This is a genomic window from Planobispora longispora, assembly GCF_016863135.1.
Lineage (GTDB): Bacteria > Actinomycetota > Actinomycetes > Streptosporangiales > Streptosporangiaceae > Planobispora > Planobispora longispora.
On the sequence record NZ_BOOH01000021.1, the window covers coordinates 266752 to 284663 of the forward strand.

Annotated in this window: 13 protein-coding genes; 9 read left to right on the forward strand and 4 right to left on the reverse strand. The window is 73.3% G+C overall.

The window, feature by feature from the left end; translation table 11 throughout:
* Positions 1–22 precede the first annotated feature (22 nt).
* Together Plo01_RS15170 and Plo01_RS15175 are read left to right on the forward strand one after the other, a co-directional pair.
* Positions 23–1489, forward strand: a complete 1467-nt coding sequence (locus Plo01_RS15170; protein WP_203891205.1) for an amino acid permease — start codon at positions 23–25, stop codon at positions 1487–1489.
* A 197-nt stretch (positions 1490–1686) separates the two neighbouring features.
* Complete coding sequence (locus tag Plo01_RS15175; protein ID WP_203891206.1) at positions 1687–4404, forward strand: ATP-binding protein; 2718 nt, start codon at positions 1687–1689, stop codon at positions 4402–4404.
* Here the strand turns inward: Plo01_RS15175 and Plo01_RS15180 are convergent.
* Complete coding sequence (locus Plo01_RS15180; protein ID WP_203891207.1) at positions 4348–5793, reverse strand: acyltransferase family protein; 1446 nt, start codon at positions 5791–5793, stop codon at positions 4348–4350. The genes Plo01_RS15175 and Plo01_RS15180 overlap by 57 nt on opposite strands.
* Before the next feature lie 297 nt (positions 5794–6090).
* Here Plo01_RS15180 and Plo01_RS15185 point away from each other — a divergent pair, with 297 nt between their 5' ends.
* The 6 genes from Plo01_RS15185 to Plo01_RS15210 all read left to right on the forward strand — a co-directional run bounded on the left by Plo01_RS15185 (position 6091) and on the right by Plo01_RS15210 (position 12102).
* Entirely contained in the window at positions 6091–7200 is a 1110-nt protein-coding gene (locus Plo01_RS15185) for a serine hydrolase domain-containing protein (RefSeq protein WP_203891208.1), read from the forward strand.
* A 290-nt stretch (positions 7201–7490) separates the two neighbouring features.
* Complete coding sequence (locus tag Plo01_RS15190; protein WP_203891209.1) at positions 7491–7628, forward strand: putative ATP-grasp target RiPP; 138 nt, start codon at positions 7491–7493, stop codon at positions 7626–7628.
* Between the two features lie 95 nt (positions 7629–7723).
* Positions 7724–8779: an MvdC/MvdD family ATP grasp protein gene (locus Plo01_RS15195; RefSeq protein ID WP_203891210.1), complete on the forward strand. Its 1056-nt coding sequence runs from the start codon at positions 7724–7726 to the stop codon at positions 8777–8779.
* On the forward strand, positions 8772–9773 hold the full coding sequence (locus Plo01_RS15200) for a TIGR04500 family putative peptide maturation system protein (protein ID WP_203891211.1): 1002 nt from the start codon (positions 8772–8774) through the stop codon (positions 9771–9773). Before Plo01_RS15195 ends, Plo01_RS15200 begins: the two co-directional genes overlap by 8 nt.
* Complete coding sequence (locus Plo01_RS15205; RefSeq protein ID WP_203891212.1) at positions 9770–9955, forward strand: hypothetical protein; 186 nt, start codon at positions 9770–9772, stop codon at positions 9953–9955. Before Plo01_RS15200 ends, Plo01_RS15205 begins: the two co-directional genes overlap by 4 nt.
* Complete coding sequence (locus tag Plo01_RS15210; RefSeq protein ID WP_203891213.1) at positions 9952–12102, forward strand: peptidase domain-containing ABC transporter; 2151 nt, start codon at positions 9952–9954, stop codon at positions 12100–12102. The genes Plo01_RS15205 and Plo01_RS15210 overlap by 4 nt, the downstream gene beginning before the upstream one ends.
* A gap of 56 nt (positions 12103–12158) precedes the next feature.
* On the opposite strand, the gene Plo01_RS15215 is transcribed toward Plo01_RS15210, so the two are convergent.
* From Plo01_RS15215 to Plo01_RS15225, 3 genes are all read right to left on the reverse strand, one after another.
* A complete protein-coding gene (locus Plo01_RS15215; RefSeq protein WP_203891214.1) occupies positions 12159–12722 on the reverse strand; it encodes a dihydrofolate reductase family protein in 564 nt (187 codons plus the stop codon).
* Positions 12723–13254: 532 nt separating this feature from the next.
* The gene (locus Plo01_RS15220) at positions 13255–15321 is read right to left on the reverse strand and encodes a 3-hydroxyacyl-CoA dehydrogenase NAD-binding domain-containing protein (RefSeq protein WP_239316364.1); all 2067 of its coding nucleotides are present in this window, start codon (positions 15319–15321) and stop codon (positions 13255–13257) included.
* A complete protein-coding gene (locus tag Plo01_RS15225; RefSeq protein ID WP_203891215.1) occupies positions 15318–16517 on the reverse strand; it encodes a thiolase family protein in 1200 nt (399 codons plus the stop codon). The genes Plo01_RS15220 and Plo01_RS15225 overlap by 4 nt, the downstream gene beginning before the upstream one ends.
* Before the next feature lie 305 nt (positions 16518–16822).
* On the opposite strand from Plo01_RS15225, the gene Plo01_RS15230 reads away from it, so the two are divergent.
* On the forward strand, positions 16823–17833 hold the full coding sequence (locus Plo01_RS15230; RefSeq protein WP_203891333.1) for a LacI family DNA-binding transcriptional regulator: 1011 nt from the start codon (positions 16823–16825) through the stop codon (positions 17831–17833).
* Positions 17834–17912: the final 79 nt, after the last annotated feature.

A 17912-nucleotide genomic window follows, 5' to 3' on the forward strand; every position in this document is an offset into this window, starting at 1 on the left:
ATCCACCGGACCGGGAGACGCCATGAGCATGTTCCGCGTGAAGTCAGTCGAGCAGTCGATCACCGACACCGAGGCGCCCGAGCACCGGCTGAAGAAGGACCTCACGGCCCTCGACCTGACGGTGTTCGGCATCGGCGTCATCGTGGGCACCGGGATCTTCGTCCTGACCGGGCGCGTCGCCAAGGAGACGGCCGGCCCGGCGGTCGCCCTGTCCTTCGTCGCCGCCGCGGTCGTCTGCGCGCTGGCGGCGCTCTGCTACGCCGAGTTCGCCTCCACGGTTCCGGTGGCCGGCTCGGCCTACACCTTCTCCTTCGCCACGATGGGCGAGTTCCCCGCCTGGATCATCGGCTGGGACCTGATCCTGGAGATGATGCTCGGCGCCGCGGTCGTCGCGGTCGGCTGGTCGGGATACCTGACCTCGTTGTTGTCCTCCCTCGGGATCGACCTGCCCGCCGCGCTGGCCGGGGACGACCCGGTCTTCAACCTGCCCGCCGCGGTCATCGTGCTGATCCTCACCGCGGTGCTGGTCGTCGGGATCAAGCTCTCCGCGCGGCTCAACCTGGCCGTGGTCGCGATCAAGGTCGCGGTGATCCTCCTGGTGATCGTGGCGGGACTGTTCTTCGTCAAGGCCGAGAACTACACTCCGTTCATCCCGCCGGCCACGCCGACGCCCGCTGTCGAGGGCCTGTCCGCGCCGCTGATCCAGGTGCTGTTCGGCATCACCCCGGTGGCCTTCGGGGTCGTGGGGATCTTCAGCGCCGCCGCCATCGTGTTCTTCGCCTACATCGGCTTCGACGTGGTCGCCACGGCCGCTGAGGAGACCCGGCGGCCGCAGCGGGATCTGCCGATCGGCATCATCGCCTCCCTCGCCGTCTGCGCGGTCCTGTACGTGGCGGTCTCCCTGGTCGTCGTCGGCATGCAGCCGTACAGCCGGCTCAGCGAGGCCGCCCCGCTCGCCGACGCGTTCACGGCGGTCGGCCAGACCTGGGCCGCGACGCTGATCAGCATCGGCGCGCTGGCGGGCCTGACCACGGTGGTGATGATCCTGATGCTGGGGCAGTCGCGAGTGATGTTCGCGATGTGCCGGGACGGGCTGCTCCCGCGCGGGCTGGCCAGGGTGCATCCGACGTACCGCACGCCGTACCGGATCACGATCCTGCTCGGTGCGCTGGTCGCGGTCCTGGCCGGGCTGGTCCCGCTCGCCGAGATCGCCGAGCTGGTGAACATCGGCACGCTCTTCGCGTTCGTCGTCGTCTCGATCGCGGTGGTCGTCCTCCGCCGTGCCCGCCCCGACCTGCCGCGCTCCTTCCGCGTCCCGCTGATGCCGCTGCTGCCGGTCCTGTCGGTGCTGGCCTGCCTCTACCTGATGCTCAACCTGCCGGTGGAGACCTGGATCCGGTTCGTGGCGTGGATGCTCGTCGGATTCCTCCTCTACATCGGGTACGGCTACCGCCACAGCCGCCTGGCGCGGCAGTCGCCGAAGCCGTGACGACGCGCGCCGCCGGTCACGGGCGACGGCTCCGCCATACAGCCCTTACCGGTATTCCCGGCATATTTCCCTCTTCGTCAGGCGAACGCATATTGACGAACGCATATTTATCCGTAGTCATCGGATAGCGGGTGGTTAGCCTCGAGCGCGCGGCGGGGAATCCACGCCCCGCGCTTATGAGGGCAGGTGACCGGGTGGTGAGCGCGAGACGGGGGTCCGGAGCGGCCGACACCGGGCGCTGCGAGCACTGCGGCGCCGAGCTGCGCGAGCGGACCGGCGCGGGAGGGGCCGGCCGGCCGGCGCGGTTCTGCTCGGGCGCCTGCCGCCAGCGCGCTCGCCGGCTCAGAGCGGCCGCGGAGAAGGGCAAGGAAACGGGGAAACCCGCGGAGCTCGCGGAGCTCGCGGAGATCGAGGAGAGAGCCGTCGGGAAATCCGCGGAGCTCGCGGAGCTCGCGGAGGAGGCGACGGGAGAGGCCACGGGGAAAGCGGGGAAAGCGGGGAATGAGGCCGCGGCCGTCCCCCCTTCCTACCCCGCCCCGTATCCCGTCTCCTCCACCGGGCCCGTCCCGCTTCCGGTGGCCGGGCTGCCGGCCCCCCTCGACAAGTTCGTCGGGCGCGAGGACGAGCTCACCGAGCTGAAGGCGCTGCTCGGCAGGGCGCGGCTGCTCACCCTGGTCGGGCCGGGCGGGGCGGGGAAGAGCAGGCTCGCCCTCGAACTGGCCGAGAGGGTGCGCGGGGCGTACCCGGGCGGGACCCGGCTGGTCGAGCTCGCGGAGCTCGCGGAGCTCGCGGACGGTTCGCCGCCCGTACGGCGGGCCGCGGCGGACCCGGGCGTCACCCGGTTCCCGGCCGACCGGGCGGAGGCGGCCGCGCAAGCGGTCGCGGACAGCCTCGGCGCCGGCAAGGTCCTGCTCATCCTGGACAACTGCGAGCATCTCATCGACGCGAGCGCGCGTTTCGCGGTGACCCTGCTGCGCTGCCGCCCCGGCCTGGCCGTGCTGGCCACCAGCAGGCAGGCGCTGGAAGCGCCGGGCGAGCACCTCTTCCCGGTGCCCCGGCTGTCGCTGCCCGCTCCGGGCGGCACGCGCACCCGCGGTGAGCTGCTGCGGTCGGACGCGGTCCGGCTGTTCGCGGAGCGGGCCCGGGCCGTCTTCCCGTCCTTCGAGCTGACGGCCGGGAACGGCGACGAGATCGCCGAGATATGCGCGCGTCTCGACGGCAACGCCCTGGCGATCGAACTGGCGGCGAGCCGGGTGCGCTTGTGGTCCGTCGGCGAGATCCTCTCCCGCCTCGACGACCGGTTCCGCCTGCTGAGCGGCGGGGCCCGCACGGTCGCGCCCCGGCACCGGGACATGCGCGCCGCGATCGGGTGGAGCTACGAGCTGCTGACCCCGCGGGAACGGGAGGTCTTCCGCCGGTTGTCGGTGCTGACCGGCGGGTTCACGGCGGACGGCGCGGTGGCGGTGTGCGCCGGTACGGACCTGACCCGCGAGGAGGTCCTGGACCTGCTGGGCGGCCTGGAGACGAAGTCGCTGATCGTCCCGGAGCAGGACCGGAGCCGGTTCGGCATGGCCGAGTCGATCCGGCTCTACGGGTACGAGCGGCTGGTCGAGGCGGGCGAGGCCGACCGCGTCTACGAGCGCTTCGTGCGCTGGCTGCTCGGGCTGGCCGCACCGGCCGTGGCGGAGACCCGCCTGCTGTGGTCGGCGCACGAGCTGGACCCGCTGGACGGTGAGCTGGACGCCCTGCGGCATGCCGTGGACTGGGCGGAGCGGCGCGGTGACGACCGCGGGGTGCTGCTGGCGGTGGCGCTCAGCCACTGCCTGTGGCGGCGCGGCCGGATCGTCGAGGGCCGCAGGCTGCTGGGGAGGACCCTCGCCGGTACGGACCCGGCGTTCCCCGGGCGCGGCGTGGCCCTCGCGCAGGCCGGGAACCTGGCCCTGCTCCAGGGCGAGGCGGACAGGGCGTTGTCCCTGGCGCGGGAGGCCGTCGCGCTGGGGGAGGCGGGCGGGCGCCCCATGACGCTCGCCCGCGCGCTGGCGACCCTGCAGGCCGTACAGCAGGCCCGCGGCGACCTCGGCGCCGCCGACGACGCCTCGCGGCGCTGCCTGGAGCTGCTGCGCTCCTCCGCGGGGTTGCTGGACATCGCCGTGTGCCTGCGCGACCGCGCCCGTCTGGCGGTCCTGACCGGGGATCTGGACGACGCGGACGCGCTGCTGCAGGAATGCCTCACCGCCCATCTGAGCCATGGGAACGGTCCCGTGCCGGTCGAGTGGCTGGACCTCACCGCGATGCTGGCCCTCGCCCGCGGCGACACCGAGACGGCGGACAGGAGGCTGCGGGACGGGCTGGCCCGCTACCGGACCGCGCCGGGCGAGACCGCGCCGGAGGGGTCCGCTCGCGGCCTGCCGTCCCCGCTCGTCCTGGAGCTGGTCAGGGGCCTGGCCGTCGTGGCCGCCGGGCGGGAGGAGGCCGCCCGGGCGCTGCGGCTGGCGGCCGCGGCGGAGGCGTTCGGCCGGGAGCAGCGTCTCCACGCCGGCGTGTGCCTCGGCGACCTGCTCGACGCGGCGGTGACGTCGGCCCGGTCGGCGCTGTCCGCTCCGGCCGCGGCGGCCGCCGAGGGGGAGGGCCGGAGGTTCGGGGCCGCGCAGCTGATCGCCTACGCCCTCGACGAGGGGGTCCGGCCGCGGCCGCGCGGCGCCGGGACGGGGGAGACCGTCCTCACGGGCCGGGAGCGGGAGGTCGCCAAGCTCGTCGCCGAGGGCCTGGCCAACCGGCAGATCGCCCGGCGGCTGCACGTGTCGGAGCGGACGGTGCACACCCACCTGGAGCGCATCCGGGCCAAGCTGGACCTGCCCTCACGGGCGCACATCGTGCGCTGGTGGGTCGGCGAGAAGGCCCGGGGCGACGGCTGAGCGGCGGGAGAGGACGGGCTCCGGAATCCGGTAGGGGATGGTGGCGTCCCCGGTCCCGTGGGGAACGGTGGCCGGGCCGCGGTGGGCGAGGACGGGCTCCGGGCCGCGGCGGGCGAGGACGGGTTCCGAGCCGCGGTGGGGGAGGGCGGGCTCCGGGGTACGACGGGAGGGAGCGGCCTCCGAGCTCTGCGGACTCCTCGGGCTCCGCGAGCTCCGCGAGTGCTGGGCCGTCTGCGCCGCCTCCCGGTCGTGCGACCGGCGGCCCGCGGGGTCCCGGTGCCGCCCGGCGGCCCGGCCGCGGCCGGGCAGGTCGAGCAGGAACGGGACGGCGCCGGCCGCGCGCAGCCCCCGGTTCAGCGCCAGGCAGATCCCGGTCACGAGCGCGGTGAGCAGAATCGGCTCGACGACGGCGACCGCCGTCGCCCCCGCGCCGCCGAGACCGGACAGCGGCCCGGCGAGCGCGAGGTCCAGCAGCGCGAGGACCGGCATGTGGATGACGTAGATCGGCAGCGTCTGCCGCCCGAGGGCCGCCAGCGGCGTGGACAGCAGTCTCCAGCGGCTCAGCGCGACCGCCGCGGTGACCCCGAAGGCCGTCGCCGCCACGGAGACCGCGGGCCAGACGCCCGGCCAGGCCTGCGCGCCGAGGACCGCCATGACGAGCAGCGCCGTCGCGTAACCGCCGCCGGTCAGCAGGAGACGGCGCCGGTCCGCGGCGGCGGCCAGCCGCTCGACGGCCGGGCGGAAGTGCATCCCGGCGAGGAAGAACACCAGGTTCTGGTACAGCCCGGCGCGGTTGCCCGGAGCGGCGATCAGGTCGGCGGAGGCGAGGACCGACAGCGTCAGGGCGAGCCCCAGCACCAGGAGCCGCGGGAACCGGCGGGTGAGTTTCGCGATCACGAAGTACAGCGCCAGCGCGTACAGGTACCACAGATTGGACGGAGTGATCGTGAGCTGCTCCACCAGCCCCGCCACGCCCGTGGCGCGGTCGGTGGGGAACTCCGGCGTCGTGCTCAGGATCGCGGTGTGGATCAGCAGCCACAGCGCGTAGAGGTAGAGGAACTTCGCCACGCGCGACCGGGCGGTCATCCGCCACGGCCGGTTCACCGCGCCGAGCGCGAACATGCCGGAGATGGTGAAGAACAGCGGCATGCGCAGCGGCAGGAGCTGCTCGCCCAGCGCGCCCCACGCTCCCGCCACCGGCAGGTCGATCCGCCAGTCGACCCGGAGGTAGTGCTTGGCGACCACATGCCACAGGACCACGAGCAGGATGCAGACGCCCTTGGCGGTGTCGGCCCACCGGACGCGTTCCCGGGCGGGCGCCGCAGCCGAGGGCGCGCGGCCGTCCGGTGAGGACGCGCGTGACGTGGCGCCGGTCGCGGTGACGGACACGATTGCTCTCCCGTGGGTGCGGACGCCCACGGAACGGGACGTCTGGGTCACCGGCCCTCCGCGGCCGGTCACTGAGACGATGCCGTCCGGCGCCGGCCGGGCACATCCGCACAAACCGCAGGCCGATTACGTGACACCGAAGTACGGCCCGATGTCACGGAAACCCGGGCGATGTCACGGAAATACAGGCGGTGTCATGGAAACGTGCGCCGCGATTTCCGGCACAAGCGCCCTGACCTGTCGTAACCGGGCCTAATTCTGTGGCGCGGCCGGAGCGGAACGGCCTAGATTCCGTGCATGGTGGAGATCCACGGTACGTGCGCCACCCGGTTCGACGAGGTGCGCGCGGCGCTGGCGAGCCTGCTGGAGACCGCGGACGTGGGCGGCTCGGCCGCGGTGTACGTCGACGGCGAGCCGCTGGTCGACCTGTGGGGCGGGCACGTCGACGAGGCCCGCACCGTCGAGTGGGAGCGCGACACCATCACCAACGTCTGGTCCACGACCAAGACGATGACGGCGCTGTGCGCGCTGATCCTCGCCGACCGCGGCGAGCTGGACCTGGCCGCGCCGGTCGCCGCGTACTGGCCGGAGTTCGCCGCCGCCGGCAAGGAGCGCGTCCGGGTGCGGCACCTGCTCTCCCACACCGCGGGCCTGCCCTCCTGGGACGAGCCGATGACGGCCGAGGACCTCTACGACTGGGAGGGGGCCGTGCGGAGGCTGGCCGCCCAGGCTCCGCGCTGGGAGCCGGGCGCCGACGCCGGCTACCACGTGGTCACCCAGGGCTTCCTGGTCGGCGAGGTGGTGCGCCGCGTCACCGGCCGGAGCCTGGGCGCCTTCTTCGCCGAGGAGGTGGCCGGGCCGCTGGGAGCCGACTTCCACATCGGGCTGGCCGCCGAGCACGACCACCGCGTCGCCCCGGTCATCGCCCCCGAGGCGCCGGACGGCCCCGCCGTGCCCCCGCGGGCCCATGAGATCGCCAACCCGCTGCTCCCGCCGACGGCGGCCAACGGCACCGCCTGGCGGCGCGCCGAGATCCCGGCCGGCAACGGGCACGGCAACGCCCGGTCGGTCGCCCTCGCGCAGTCGGCGCTGGCCTGCGGCGGCACGGTGCGCGGGGTGCGGCTGCTGTCGCCGGCGGGCTGCGAGCGCGCCCTGGAAGAGCAGTTCGACGGGGTGGACCGCTACCTGGACATGCGCATGCGCTACGGCATGGGATACGCCCTGTACGGCGGTGCGCCGGGCGGGCCGCGGGCCTGCTTCTGGGGCGGGATGGACGGCTCCATCGCCTGGATCGACTTCGACGCCCGCATGGTGGTGTCGTACGTGACGAACCAGGTGCGGAATCCGGGCGCCCCCGGCGGCAACCGGGGCATGGAGATCGTGCTGGCCGCCTACGGGGGCGTGTAGCCGCTGCCGCCCGTGTGCCGCATCCGGGACCGGTGATCCGGCCGCCGTCCCTTACGGCGTGCTTGCAAGCGGTCTGTAAGCGGCGGCGGCGGAGGTGCTTCCCGCCGCGGGCCTCCTGCCGACCGGCCCGCTGAACTGCTGTTTCAGGAGTGACAAGTGTGATGAAAGGTGCATTCAAGAAACGGTCAAGCGGCACCTTTTAGTGTCTTTTCTCGTAAGCGGGTCACCGAGTCGGAGACCCGGAAGAAAAGATCGAAGCCGTAGATGACGGCTCAAAGGGGGAAACCAATATGTCGAAGTTCAGCATCGACGACATCCCGTTCGAGGGCGCGGAGCTCACCGAGGCCGAGCTGGGCGAGGTCGCCGGCGGCCGGATGAGCGTGTCCTGGAAGATCGGCGGCAAGCCGGCCGAGTGGGTCATCAGCTAACCCTGCCCTGACACCACGGGGTGACAAGCGGCGGAGCGGGCCCTCCCGCTCCGCCGCTTCCTTTGCGACGGGCTTCCTCTGTGACGGAAACGAGCATGATCCTGATATTGAGTGACCGGCGGGACGACGCCGTCGAGCTGGTCCTGCCGAAGCTGGAGCGGCGTGGAGCCCGGGTGACCTGGTGGGATCCCGGCGACTTCCCCGCCCGCGGCAGGCTCACGGCCGCCTTCGCGGACGGCGGCCACCGGATCGTGCTCGACACCGGCGCCGAGCGGCTGGACCTGGCCGAGGTGCGCGCGGTGTGGCGGCGGCGGCCGAACGCGCCCCGCCCGGCGGAGACGGTGACCGAGCCCTCGCACCGCCGCCACGCGGTCTGGCAGGCGGAGTTCCTGCTCGACGGGGCGTGGGAACTCGCCCCCGCGCGGTGGCTGCCCTCGCGCAGGGAGGTCGAGCGCCGGGCGCACAACAAGATCATCCATATGGCGCGGGCGGCGGCGCTCGGTTTCCGGGTCCCGGAGACCGTCTACACCAACGACCCCGCCGAACTGGTGCCCGCCTACGAGCGCGCGGGCGGCAACCTGATCGCCAAGCAGATCAACTCCGACGAGTTCACCCTGGACGGCGCCGACCATCGCACGTACACCACCGTCCTGGGCCGCCGCCACCTCACCTCCCGTCACCGTCTCCAGCACGAGCCGGTCATCCTCCAGCCCTACGTGCCCAAGGCCGTGGAGCTGCGCGTGATCGTGGTGGGCGAGCGGGTCTTCGCCGCCGAGATCGACGCGCGGGACTCGCGCACGGCCAGGGACGACTGGCGGCACTACGACGACGACCGGGTGCGCTACGCCGCGCACCGTCTCCCGGACGGGCTGGAGCGCGCGTGCGCGGAGCTGACCGCCTCGCTCGGACTGACCTACGGCGCCATCGACCTCATCCTCACTCCGGACGGGGAGTACGCCTTCCTGGAGATCAACCCCAACGGCGCCTGGGGTTTCGTGGAGCAGCGCGCGGGGCTGCCCGTCAGCGACGCGATCGCCGACTGGCTCGTGGCGGCGGACGGCATCGCGGAGCACGCGATGAGCGCCCCCGTGAACGACACGGCGACCCACCCCGCGAACGACACCGTGGACGGAAAGACAGATCATGAGTGACTTCGGAAGCGCGCTCGAGTCCGGGGCGCGGCTGCTGCGCGGCCTGCCCCGGCGGCGGGCGCACGTGGCGCAGGCCAGGCGGACGGCCGCCGCGTGGGCGGCGGACCATCCCGGTCTCCAGGCCCAGCTCGTCGTCGACGAGCGGCCCGGCACCCCGGTGGTCGACTTCGACCTCCTGCTGTCGGATCCCGAGGGCGGCACCGTCGCCCTCAGCGCGCAGGCCGAGGACGGCGTGCCCTGGCTGATCGACCACTCCACGCACTGGGCGGCCGGTCAGCTGGTCACCGTGGACGAGGTTCACCTGTCGGTGGCGCAGGCCCTGACCATGATCCGCTCGCTGTCGCGCCGCGACACGACGCCGCACGACGAGATCGTCGACCAGTGCCTGATCATCAACGAGGTCGCGGGCGACGACGGGCCGGTCTCCGACGAGGAGCTCCAGGCCGCCGCGGACGAGTTCCGCAGGGGCCGGGGCCTGCACGACCGCGCCGCCACGCTGGCCTGGCTGACCGAGATGGGAATGACCCCCGGGCAGTTCGAGGACTACATCGGCGGCATCGCCCGCCGCCGGAGCTTCCGCCGCCGCAAGGAGGCCGAGCTCGGCCCGGCCCGCCTGGCCGCCCGCCCCGGGGACTTCGACCGGGTCCGCGCCGCCTGGATCACCGGGCCGGAGGGGGACGTCACCGGCAACCTCCCCGTCCTGGCCGCCCTCCACGGCGCCGGGACCGCCGCCCTGGCGGAGCTGGACGGCGAGGTCGAGACGGTGATCGCCGAGCGTTTCGCCGCCGACCTGCCCGCACCGCTGCGCGAGGCCGGGCCGGGGACCGTCGCCGGTCCCGTGCCCCACGGCGGGGGATTCCTGGCCGGGGCGGTCCTGGGCCGTACGGCCGCGCGCGACGACGAGCGCACGCTGGCCGCCGCCGGGCGCGTGGCGTTCACCGAGTGGCTGGCCGAGCGCCGCCGCCGGGCCGCAGTCGAATGGCACTGGTCGTGAGCCGTCGCATCTTCCGGGAGGAGTCGCTCCGCCGGCACCGGAGCGCGGGGCGGCGGGACCGTACTCGGCTGACGATCGGCACGGGCACCCTGGTGGCGCTGTGGGCGGTGGTCGCCCTGCTGGCGGTGGTGGCGGCGGTGTTCGCCGCGGCGCTGTACACCCGGATCGGGGGCGTGGCGTGAGACGCGTCCCCGTCGTGCTCCAGAACACCGCCACCGAGTGCGCCGCGGCGTGCCTGGCGATGGTCCTGTCCCACCACGGCCACCGCGCCTCCCTGCAGGAGATCACCGACCGGCTGCAGATCGGCCGGGACGGTCTCAGCGCGAAGGCGCTGCTGGAGGGCGCCCGCGAGTGCGGGCTGAAGGCGCGCGCCTTCTCCCTGAGCCCCGCCGACCTCGCCCGCGTTCCGATGCCCGCGGTGGTCCACTGGGAGTTCAACCACTTCGTGGTGGTCGAGCGCTGGTCCCCGGAGCGCGTCGACATCGTCGACCCCGCCAGGGGCCGCCGCAGGCTCACCGCGGAGGAGTTCGACGAGGGCTTCACCGGCGTGGTGCTCGCCTTCGAGCCCGGCCCCGGTTTCCAGCCGGGGCGCTCCAGCGCCGGCACGGCCTGGCGCCGCCGGTTCCTGCGCACGCTGCTGGCTCGCAGGAAGGGCCTGCTGGCCCAGGTCGTCCTGGCCTCGCTCCTGCTCCAGCTGCTCGGTCTCGCGCTGCCGCTGTTCTCCGAGGCGCTGGTGGACCGCGTGCTGCCGGGGGAGGACGGCGGGCTGCTGAGCATGATCGGCCTGGGGCTGGCGCTGGCCGGCGTGACCCAGTTCGCGGTCGGCTACCTCCGCTCGGTGCTGCTGGTCTCCGTCCGCGCGGGCGCCGACGCCGAACTGACCGGGGGAGTGGTCTCCCACCTGGTCGCCCTGCCGTACCGCTACTTCACCCAGCGGGGCAAGGGCGATCTGGTGGCGCGCGCCGGGAGCGTGGCGGTCCTGCGGGAGATGCTCACCGGGCAGGTGCTCTCGGCCCTGCTCGACGGGCCGCTCGCCCTGGGCTACCTGGTCCTGGTGTTCGTCTGGGACCCCGTCGTCGGCGCCTGCCTGCTCGGGTTCGCGGCACTGCAGGTGCTGCTCCTGCTGGCCACCGCCCGCAGGGTCAACCGGCTCACCCAGGAGGAGCTCAGCGCCTTCTCCGCCACCCAGAGCCAGCTCGTCCAGGCCATCGGCGGCATCGAGACGCTGAAGGCGTCGGGAGCGGAGCACCGCGCGGTCGAGCAGTGGTCGAAGCACTTCACCGACCAGCTGAACGCCGACATCCGGGGCGGCCTGACCCAGGGCCTGCTGGACGCCGCGCTCGGCGCCCTGCGCCTGCTCGCCCCGCTCGCGCTGCTGTGGGTCGGCGCGTGGCGGGTGCTCGACGGGGAGCTGACCCTGGGGGCCCTGCTGGCCCTGAACGCCCTGTCCGTGGCCGCGCTCATGCCCATCGCCGCGCTGATGACCAGCCTGCAGGGGCTCCAGCAGGCCGGGGCGCACTTCGACCGGCTCTCCGACATCCTCGCCTCCGAGCCCGAGCCGGCCGCCGGGATCGAGGTGGTCAGGCTGCGCGGCTCGATCGAGCTGCACGGCGTCGGCTTCCGGCACGACCCGCGCGGGCCGTGGACGCTGCGCGGCATCTCGGTGAAGATCCGCGCGGGGCAGAAGGTCGCGCTCGTCGGCCCGTCCGGGGCGGGCAAGAGCACGCTGGCCCGGCTCCTGCTGGCCCTGTACACCCCTACCGAGGGACAGGTCAGCTACGACGGGGTGCCGCTGCCGCAGCTCAACCTCCGCTCCCTGCGTCACCAGTTCGGCGTGGTCAACCAGGAGCCGTCACTGTTCACCGGCTCGATCCGGGAGAACATCGCGCTCAACGATCCCGACGCCCCGCTGGAGCGGATCATCGAGGCGGCCGAGCTGGCCTGCCTGCACGAGGAGATCTGCGCGATGCCCATGGGGTACGAGACCATGCTGGTGGAGGGCGGGGGCCTGTCCGGCGGCCAGCGGCAGCGGCTCGCGCTCGCCCGGGCGCTGCTGGCGCGTCCGAAGATCCTGCTTCTCGACGAGGCCACCAGCCACCTCGACAGCACCAGCGAGGCGCGGATCGAGTCCAACCTCGGCTGGCTCACCCAGACGCGCATCGTGATCGCCCACCGGCTGAGCACCGTCAGGGACGCCGACCTCATCCTCGTCGTGGACGACGGGGAGATCGTGGAGCGGGGCACCCACGACGGGCTGCTCGCCCGGGGCGGCCGGTACGCGAAGCTGGTGGCGGCGCAGGCCGCCGATCCGGTCCCGGCCGGGGGCTGACCGGCGCCGGCCGGGAGCCCGCCGGGGGCGGGCCGGCCCCTCGGCGGCGGGCACGGTCAGGCGCGCTCCGGCTCGTAGTGCATCGCGGTGATGCCGCACTCGAAGGGGTGCGCGCCGACCAGGCGGAAGGGCTGGTTGGCGCCGGTGGCCGGGAAGACCGGCAGGCCGGTCCCGATCGCGGTGGGGTTGACGAACAGGTGCAGCTCGTCGATCAGGTTTGCGGCGATCAGGTTCGACACGAGCGTGCTGCCCCCGTAGACGACGATGTCCCCGCCCGGCCGGGCCTTGAGGGCGTTGATCGCCTCGGTGAGGTCGCCGCCGGCCACGACGGCGTTGTCCCAGGGCGACTCGGTGAGGCTGTCGGAGATGACGACCTTGGGGGTGTTGTTCATCCAGTCGATCGACTCCTGGGACTCGCCCTCGGGCTCGGACTTCCAGGCCGGGATGAAGCCCTCGGCGAGCTTGCGGCCCAGCACGATGCAGTCGACCGGCTTCGTGAGCGCGTCGATGTAGGCGCCGATGTCGTCGGTCCAGGGGAACTTCATCCAGTCCATCTCGCCGTTCGGGCCGGCCATGTAGCCATCGACGGTGGTCTGGACCTGGAGCTTGAGCTTACGCATGAGATGCTTCCTTCCCGTTCGTCCGGTGCGGTGCTGCCCGCTTCCGATGACTCCACAGTGGCGCAGGGCCCTTACGGTCTCCTTCTGCCGGGCTTACGGGCGCCTCCCCCCTCGCCCTTAAGGGCCGGTCGCCCGGCCCCGCCGTCTGCGCCGCCCGGAAGGATCCCGCTCAAGACGTGCCCGAACAGTGACTTTTTCACACGGGCGGACGCATCGGGTAGCGGACGCCGCGAGCTCCCGGAACGCGGACGCCGCGGGCTCCCGGACCACAGCAAGAGCGATCTCCGCTGGGACGGAGCGCGACGCCGGGAGGGAGCGTAGCACGGTCAAGATCAATATTGCGGCGGGAAACGCTCCGCCTGACCGGATCGGGACGGCGGCGCACGCACGCGCGCCCTCCGCCCCGGATGGGGGCGGAGGGCGCGGACGTCACGGGGCTCTCCCGGCACGGGGTTCCCCGGCGTGCGAGACCTCGCGGATGCGAGGCCCTCTCACGCGCCGGGGTTCCGGCGGGACGCGGGGTTACCCGGTGCTACGCGGGGACGGAGGCCACCCCCGGCTCCAGGAAACGCGGCCGGGCGACGCCGGCGCGGTCCAGGTACGGCGTGATGCCGCCCAGGTGGAACGGCCAGCCCGCGCCCAGGATCATGCACAGGTCGATGTCCTGGGCCGCGGCGACCACGCCCTCCTCCAGCATGATGCGGATCTCCTGCTCCAGCGCCCGGAGCGTGCGCTCGCGCACCTGCTCGGCGGTGGACGGGGAGGTCCCGCCGGAGAAGATCGCCACCGCCTCGGGGTCGAGGGAGAAGTCCGGGGCGTAGACGCCGGGCTTGCCCGCCGCGACCAGCTCGGCCATGTTCTCCGAGACGCCGAAGCGGTCGGGGAAGGCGGCGTGCAGCGTCTCGGAGACGTGCAGGCCGACGGCCGGGCCGACGAGCTGGAGCAGCGCGAACGGGGTCATCGGCAGGCCGAGGCCGTCGAGCGCGTGGTCGGCGACCTCCAGCGGGGTGCCCTCGTCCACCGCCGTGATGACCTCGCCCATGAAGCGGGTCAGCAGCCGGTTGACGACGAACGCCGGGGCGTCCTTCACCAGCACGCTGGACTTCTTCAGCGACCTGCCGACCGCGAACGCGGTGGCCAGCGTGGCGTCGTCCGTGGCGTGGCCGCGGATGATCTCCAGCAGCGGCATGACCGCGACCGGGTTGAAGAAGTGGAAGCCCACCAGGCGCTCGGGGTGCTTCAGCTCCGAGCCCATCTCGGTCAGCGAGAGCGAGGAGGTGTTGGTCGCCAGCACGCAGGTCTCCGAGACCACGGCCTCGACCTCGGCGAACACCTTCTGCTTGACCTTCATGTCCTCGAAGACGGCCTCGATGACGAAGTCGGCGTCGGCGAAGGCGTCCTTGGTCAGCGAGCCGGTCACCAGGGCCTTGAGCCGGTTGGCCTGGTCGCCGGAGATCCGGCCCTTGCCGTGCAGCTTGTCGACCTCCGCGTGGACGTAGGCGACGCCCTTGTCCAGGCGGGTCCGGTCCAGGTCGGTCAGGACGACCGGGACCTCCAGGCGGCGGGCGAACAGCAGCGCCATCTGCGAGGCCATCAGGCCCGCGCCGACGACGCCCACCTTGGTGACCTTGCGGGCCAGCGCCTTGTCCGGCGCCCCGGCGGGCCGCTTGGCCCGGCGCTGCACCAGGTCGAAGGAGTAGAGCCCGGCGCGCAGCTCGTCGCCCATGAGGAGGTCGGCCAGCGCCTGGTCCTCGGCGTCGAAGCCCTCGTCGCGGGAGGCGGTGCGGGCCAGCTCGACCAGCTCCAGCGCCCGGTAGGGGGCCGGGTTGGCGCCGTGCAGCTTCATGTCGAGCAGGAAGCGGGCGTCGGCGATCGTCTTGGACCAGTCCTCGGCGGTGTGGTCGGTGCGGGAGACCGTCACCTCGCCGCGGAGCACCTGGGCGGCCCAGCGCAGCGACTCCTCCAGGAAGTCGGCGCCCTCGAACATCGCGTCGGCGATGCCGAGCTTGAAGGCGTCCCGGCCCTTGATCATGCGGTTCTGCGCGAGCGGGTTCTCGATGATCAGCTTGAGCGCGTTCGCCGGGCCGATCAGGCGGGGCAGCAGCTGGGTGCCGCCCCAGCCGGGCACCAGGCCGAGGAAGCACTCGGGCAGGGCCACCGCGGGCACGCCGGAGGAGATGGTCCGGTAGGTGCAGTGCAGGGCGACCTCCAGGCCGCCGCCCATCGCCGCGCCGTTGACGAACGCGAACGACGGCACGGACAGCTCGCCGAGGCGGCGGAAGGCGTCGTGGCCCAGCTTGCCGATGGCCAGCGCCTGCTCGCGCTCGGAGACCAGGGCGGCGCCCTTGAGGTCGGCGCCGACCGCGAAGATGAACGGCTTGCCGACGACGCCCACCGCGGCCAGGTCGCTCCGGCCGGCGACGGCGTCGAGGGCCTCGTCGAGCGAGGTCAGGCCGCCGGGGCCGAAGGTGGACGGCTTGGTGTGGTCGAAGCCGTTGTCCAGCGTGATCAGGGCCATGGTGCCCGCGCCGTACGGCAGTTCGACGTCGCGGACGATCGCCTTGGTGACGACCTCGTCCTTGAAAAGCTCGTTGATCACTTCGCACCTTCCCAGGCGAGGTTCTCCCAGATGACCGTTCCGCCCATGCCCATGCCGACGCACATCGTGGTGATGCCGTAGCGGACGTCGGGGCGCTCGCCGAACTCGCGGGCGAGCTGGGTCATCAGCCGCACGCCGGAGGAGGCCAGCGGGTGGCCGAAGGCGATCGCGCCACCGTACGGGTTCACGCGGGAGTCGTCGTCGGCGATGCCGAAGTGCTCCAGGAAGGCCAGCACCTGGACGGCGAACGCCTCGTTGATCTCGAACAGGCCGATGTCGTCGATGGAGAGCCCGGCCAGGCGCAGCGCGCGCTCGGTGGACGGGATCGGGCCGACGCCCATGACCTCGGGGTCCACGCCCGCGAAGGCGTAGGAGACCAGGCGCATCTTCGGCGTGAGGCCCAGCTCCCGGGCGACGTCGGCGGCGGCCACGATGCAGCCGGTCGCGCCGTCGTTGATGCCGGAGGCGTTGCCCGCGCTGACCCGGCCGTGCGGGCGGAACGGGGTCTTCAGCGTGCTCAGGCCCTCCAGCGTGGTGCCGGGACGGGGAGCCTCGTCGGCGGTGGCCAGGCCCCATCCCCTCTCAGCGGAGCGCACGGCGACCGGGACCAGGTCGGGCTGGATCTTGCCGTCGGCGTAGGCCTTGGCGACCTTCTCCTGGGAGGCGAGGGCGAAGGCGTCCGCGCGCTCCTTGGTGATGGTCGGGTAGCGGTCGTGCAGGTTCTCCGCGGTCATGCCCATGACCAGGGCGGAGCCGTCCACGATCTGCTCGGCCACGAACCGCGGGTTGGGGTCGACGCCCTCGCCCATCGGGTGGCGGCCCATGTGCTCGACGCCGCCGGCGATGGCCACGTCGTAGGCGCCGAAGGCGATGCCGCCCGCGACGGAGGTCACCGCGGTCATCGCGCCGGCGCACATGCGGTCGATCGCGTAACCGGGGACGCTCTTGGGCAGACCGGCCAGGACGGCGGCGGAGCGGCCGATGGTCAGCCCCTGATCGCCGATCTGGGTCGTGGCCGCGATGGCCACCTCGTCGACGCGCTCCGGCGGCAGGTTCGGATTACGCCGAATCAGCTCGCGGATGACGCGGATCACCAGGTCGTCGGCGCGCGTCTCGGCGTACAGGCCCTTGGGGCCCGACTTGCCGAAGGGCGTGCGCACTCCGTCGACGAATACGACGTCACGAGACGAAGGCACGGGGTTCGCTCCTCGTTGCTGGGTAGCTTCCGCAGACATGCTACTGGTCAGTAACAACACTCGGTGCGGGCGGGTTGTTCCCGCGGCCCGGGCGGTCCGACCCCAGCTCGGGGACGGGTCCCCCGGTGCGGATCTTCCAGGGCGGGCGCCGCCCGGGACCGGGTCTCCCCGGCGCGGGCCTCCGGGGACGGGCGCCGTCCGGCGCGGTTCCGTCCCGGACCGGCTTCCGGTTGCGCCGGAGAGAGGGGGCGACGAAGATCGCGTGCGGGGGGAGTCGCCGTCTGGCAGACTTGGAAATCGCTTTCCTGGAGGTCGTCGTGGTCACCCTTGAGGATGTCGCCAAGCACGCGGGAGTCTCGCTCGCCACCGCGTCGCGAGTGCTCAACGGGAGCACCCGCCAGGTGGGCGCGTCTCTGCGGGCACGGGTCGAGCTGGCCGCCACGCAGCTCGGCTACCGGACGAACGTGGCGGCGCAGACGCTGGCGCGCGGGGCCGCCAACGTGGTCGGGCTGGTGGTCCACGACCTGGTCGACCCCTACTTCGCCGCGCTCGCCGACGGGGCGATGCGGGTGGCCGAGAGCCGCGGGCTGATGGTCATGGTCGGCACCACGCACCGCGACACCGAGCGCGAGATCGCCTACGTCTCCACGCTGAGCGCCCAGCGGGTGCGCGCCGTCCTCCTCGCCGGATCGCGGACCGCCGACCTGCGCGCGACGCGGCGGCTCCGCGAGGAGCTCGACCGCTACCGGGAGGGCGGCGGCCGGGTCGCGTGCGTCGGGCAGGACCTGCTCGGCGCCGACACGGTGGCGCCCGGCAACCGGGAGGGCGCCGCCGCCCTGGCCGCCGCGCTGGCCGGGCTGGGGCACCGGCGCTTCGCCGTGCTGGCCGGGCCCGCCGGTCTGATCACCGCCCGGGACCGGACGGCCGGGTTCGCCGAGGCGCTCGCCGGGCTCGGCCTGCCCGCGCCGTACGTCGTGCACGGGTCCTTCGACCGGGACGGCGGTTACGCGGCGGTCGGCGAGGCGGTGAAGGCGGGCGCCACCTGCGTGTTCGCGGTCAACGACGTGATGGCGGTGGGCGCGCTCGCGGCCCTGCGGGACCGGGGCGTCCGGGTGCCGGAGGACGTCTCGGTCGCCGGGTTCGACGACATCGCCACGCTGCGGGACCTGGTCCCGGCCCTGTCCACCGTACGGCTCCCGCTGGCCGACATGGGCGCCCGCGCCCTGGAGATGGCCCTCGACCAGGTCGAGGAGGCGAGGGTCGAGAAGATCCCCGGCGAGGTCGTCCTGCGGGAGAGCACGCGCCGCCTGGCGTAGGCCCCGCTCCCGGAACGGCGTCCCGGAGGGGCCGCTGTCGGCGGCCCCTCCGGCGGGGCCGCGCATCGCGAGAACGGCG

Bases quoted from the DNA above. Each gene is read 5' to 3' on its own strand.
- Plo01_RS15200 (WP_203891211.1), top strand. From the start codon at position 8,772: ATGAGTGACTTCGGAAGCGCGCTCGAGTCCGGGGCGCGGCTGCTGCGC.
- Plo01_RS15190 (WP_203891209.1), top strand. From the start codon at position 7,491: ATGTCGAAGTTCAGCATCGACGACATCCCGTTCGAGGGCGCGGAGCTC.
- Plo01_RS15195 (WP_203891210.1), top strand. From the start codon at position 7,724: ATGATCCTGATATTGAGTGACCGGCGGGACGACGCCGTCGAGCTGGTC.
- Plo01_RS15185 (WP_203891208.1), top strand. From the start codon at position 6,091: ATGGTGGAGATCCACGGTACGTGCGCCACCCGGTTCGACGAGGTGCGC.
- Plo01_RS15170 (WP_203891205.1), top strand. From the start codon at position 23: ATGAGCATGTTCCGCGTGAAGTCAGTCGAGCAGTCGATCACCGACACC.
- Plo01_RS15215 (WP_203891214.1), bottom strand. From the start codon at position 12,722: ATGCGTAAGCTCAAGCTCCAGGTCCAGACCACCGTCGATGGCTACATG.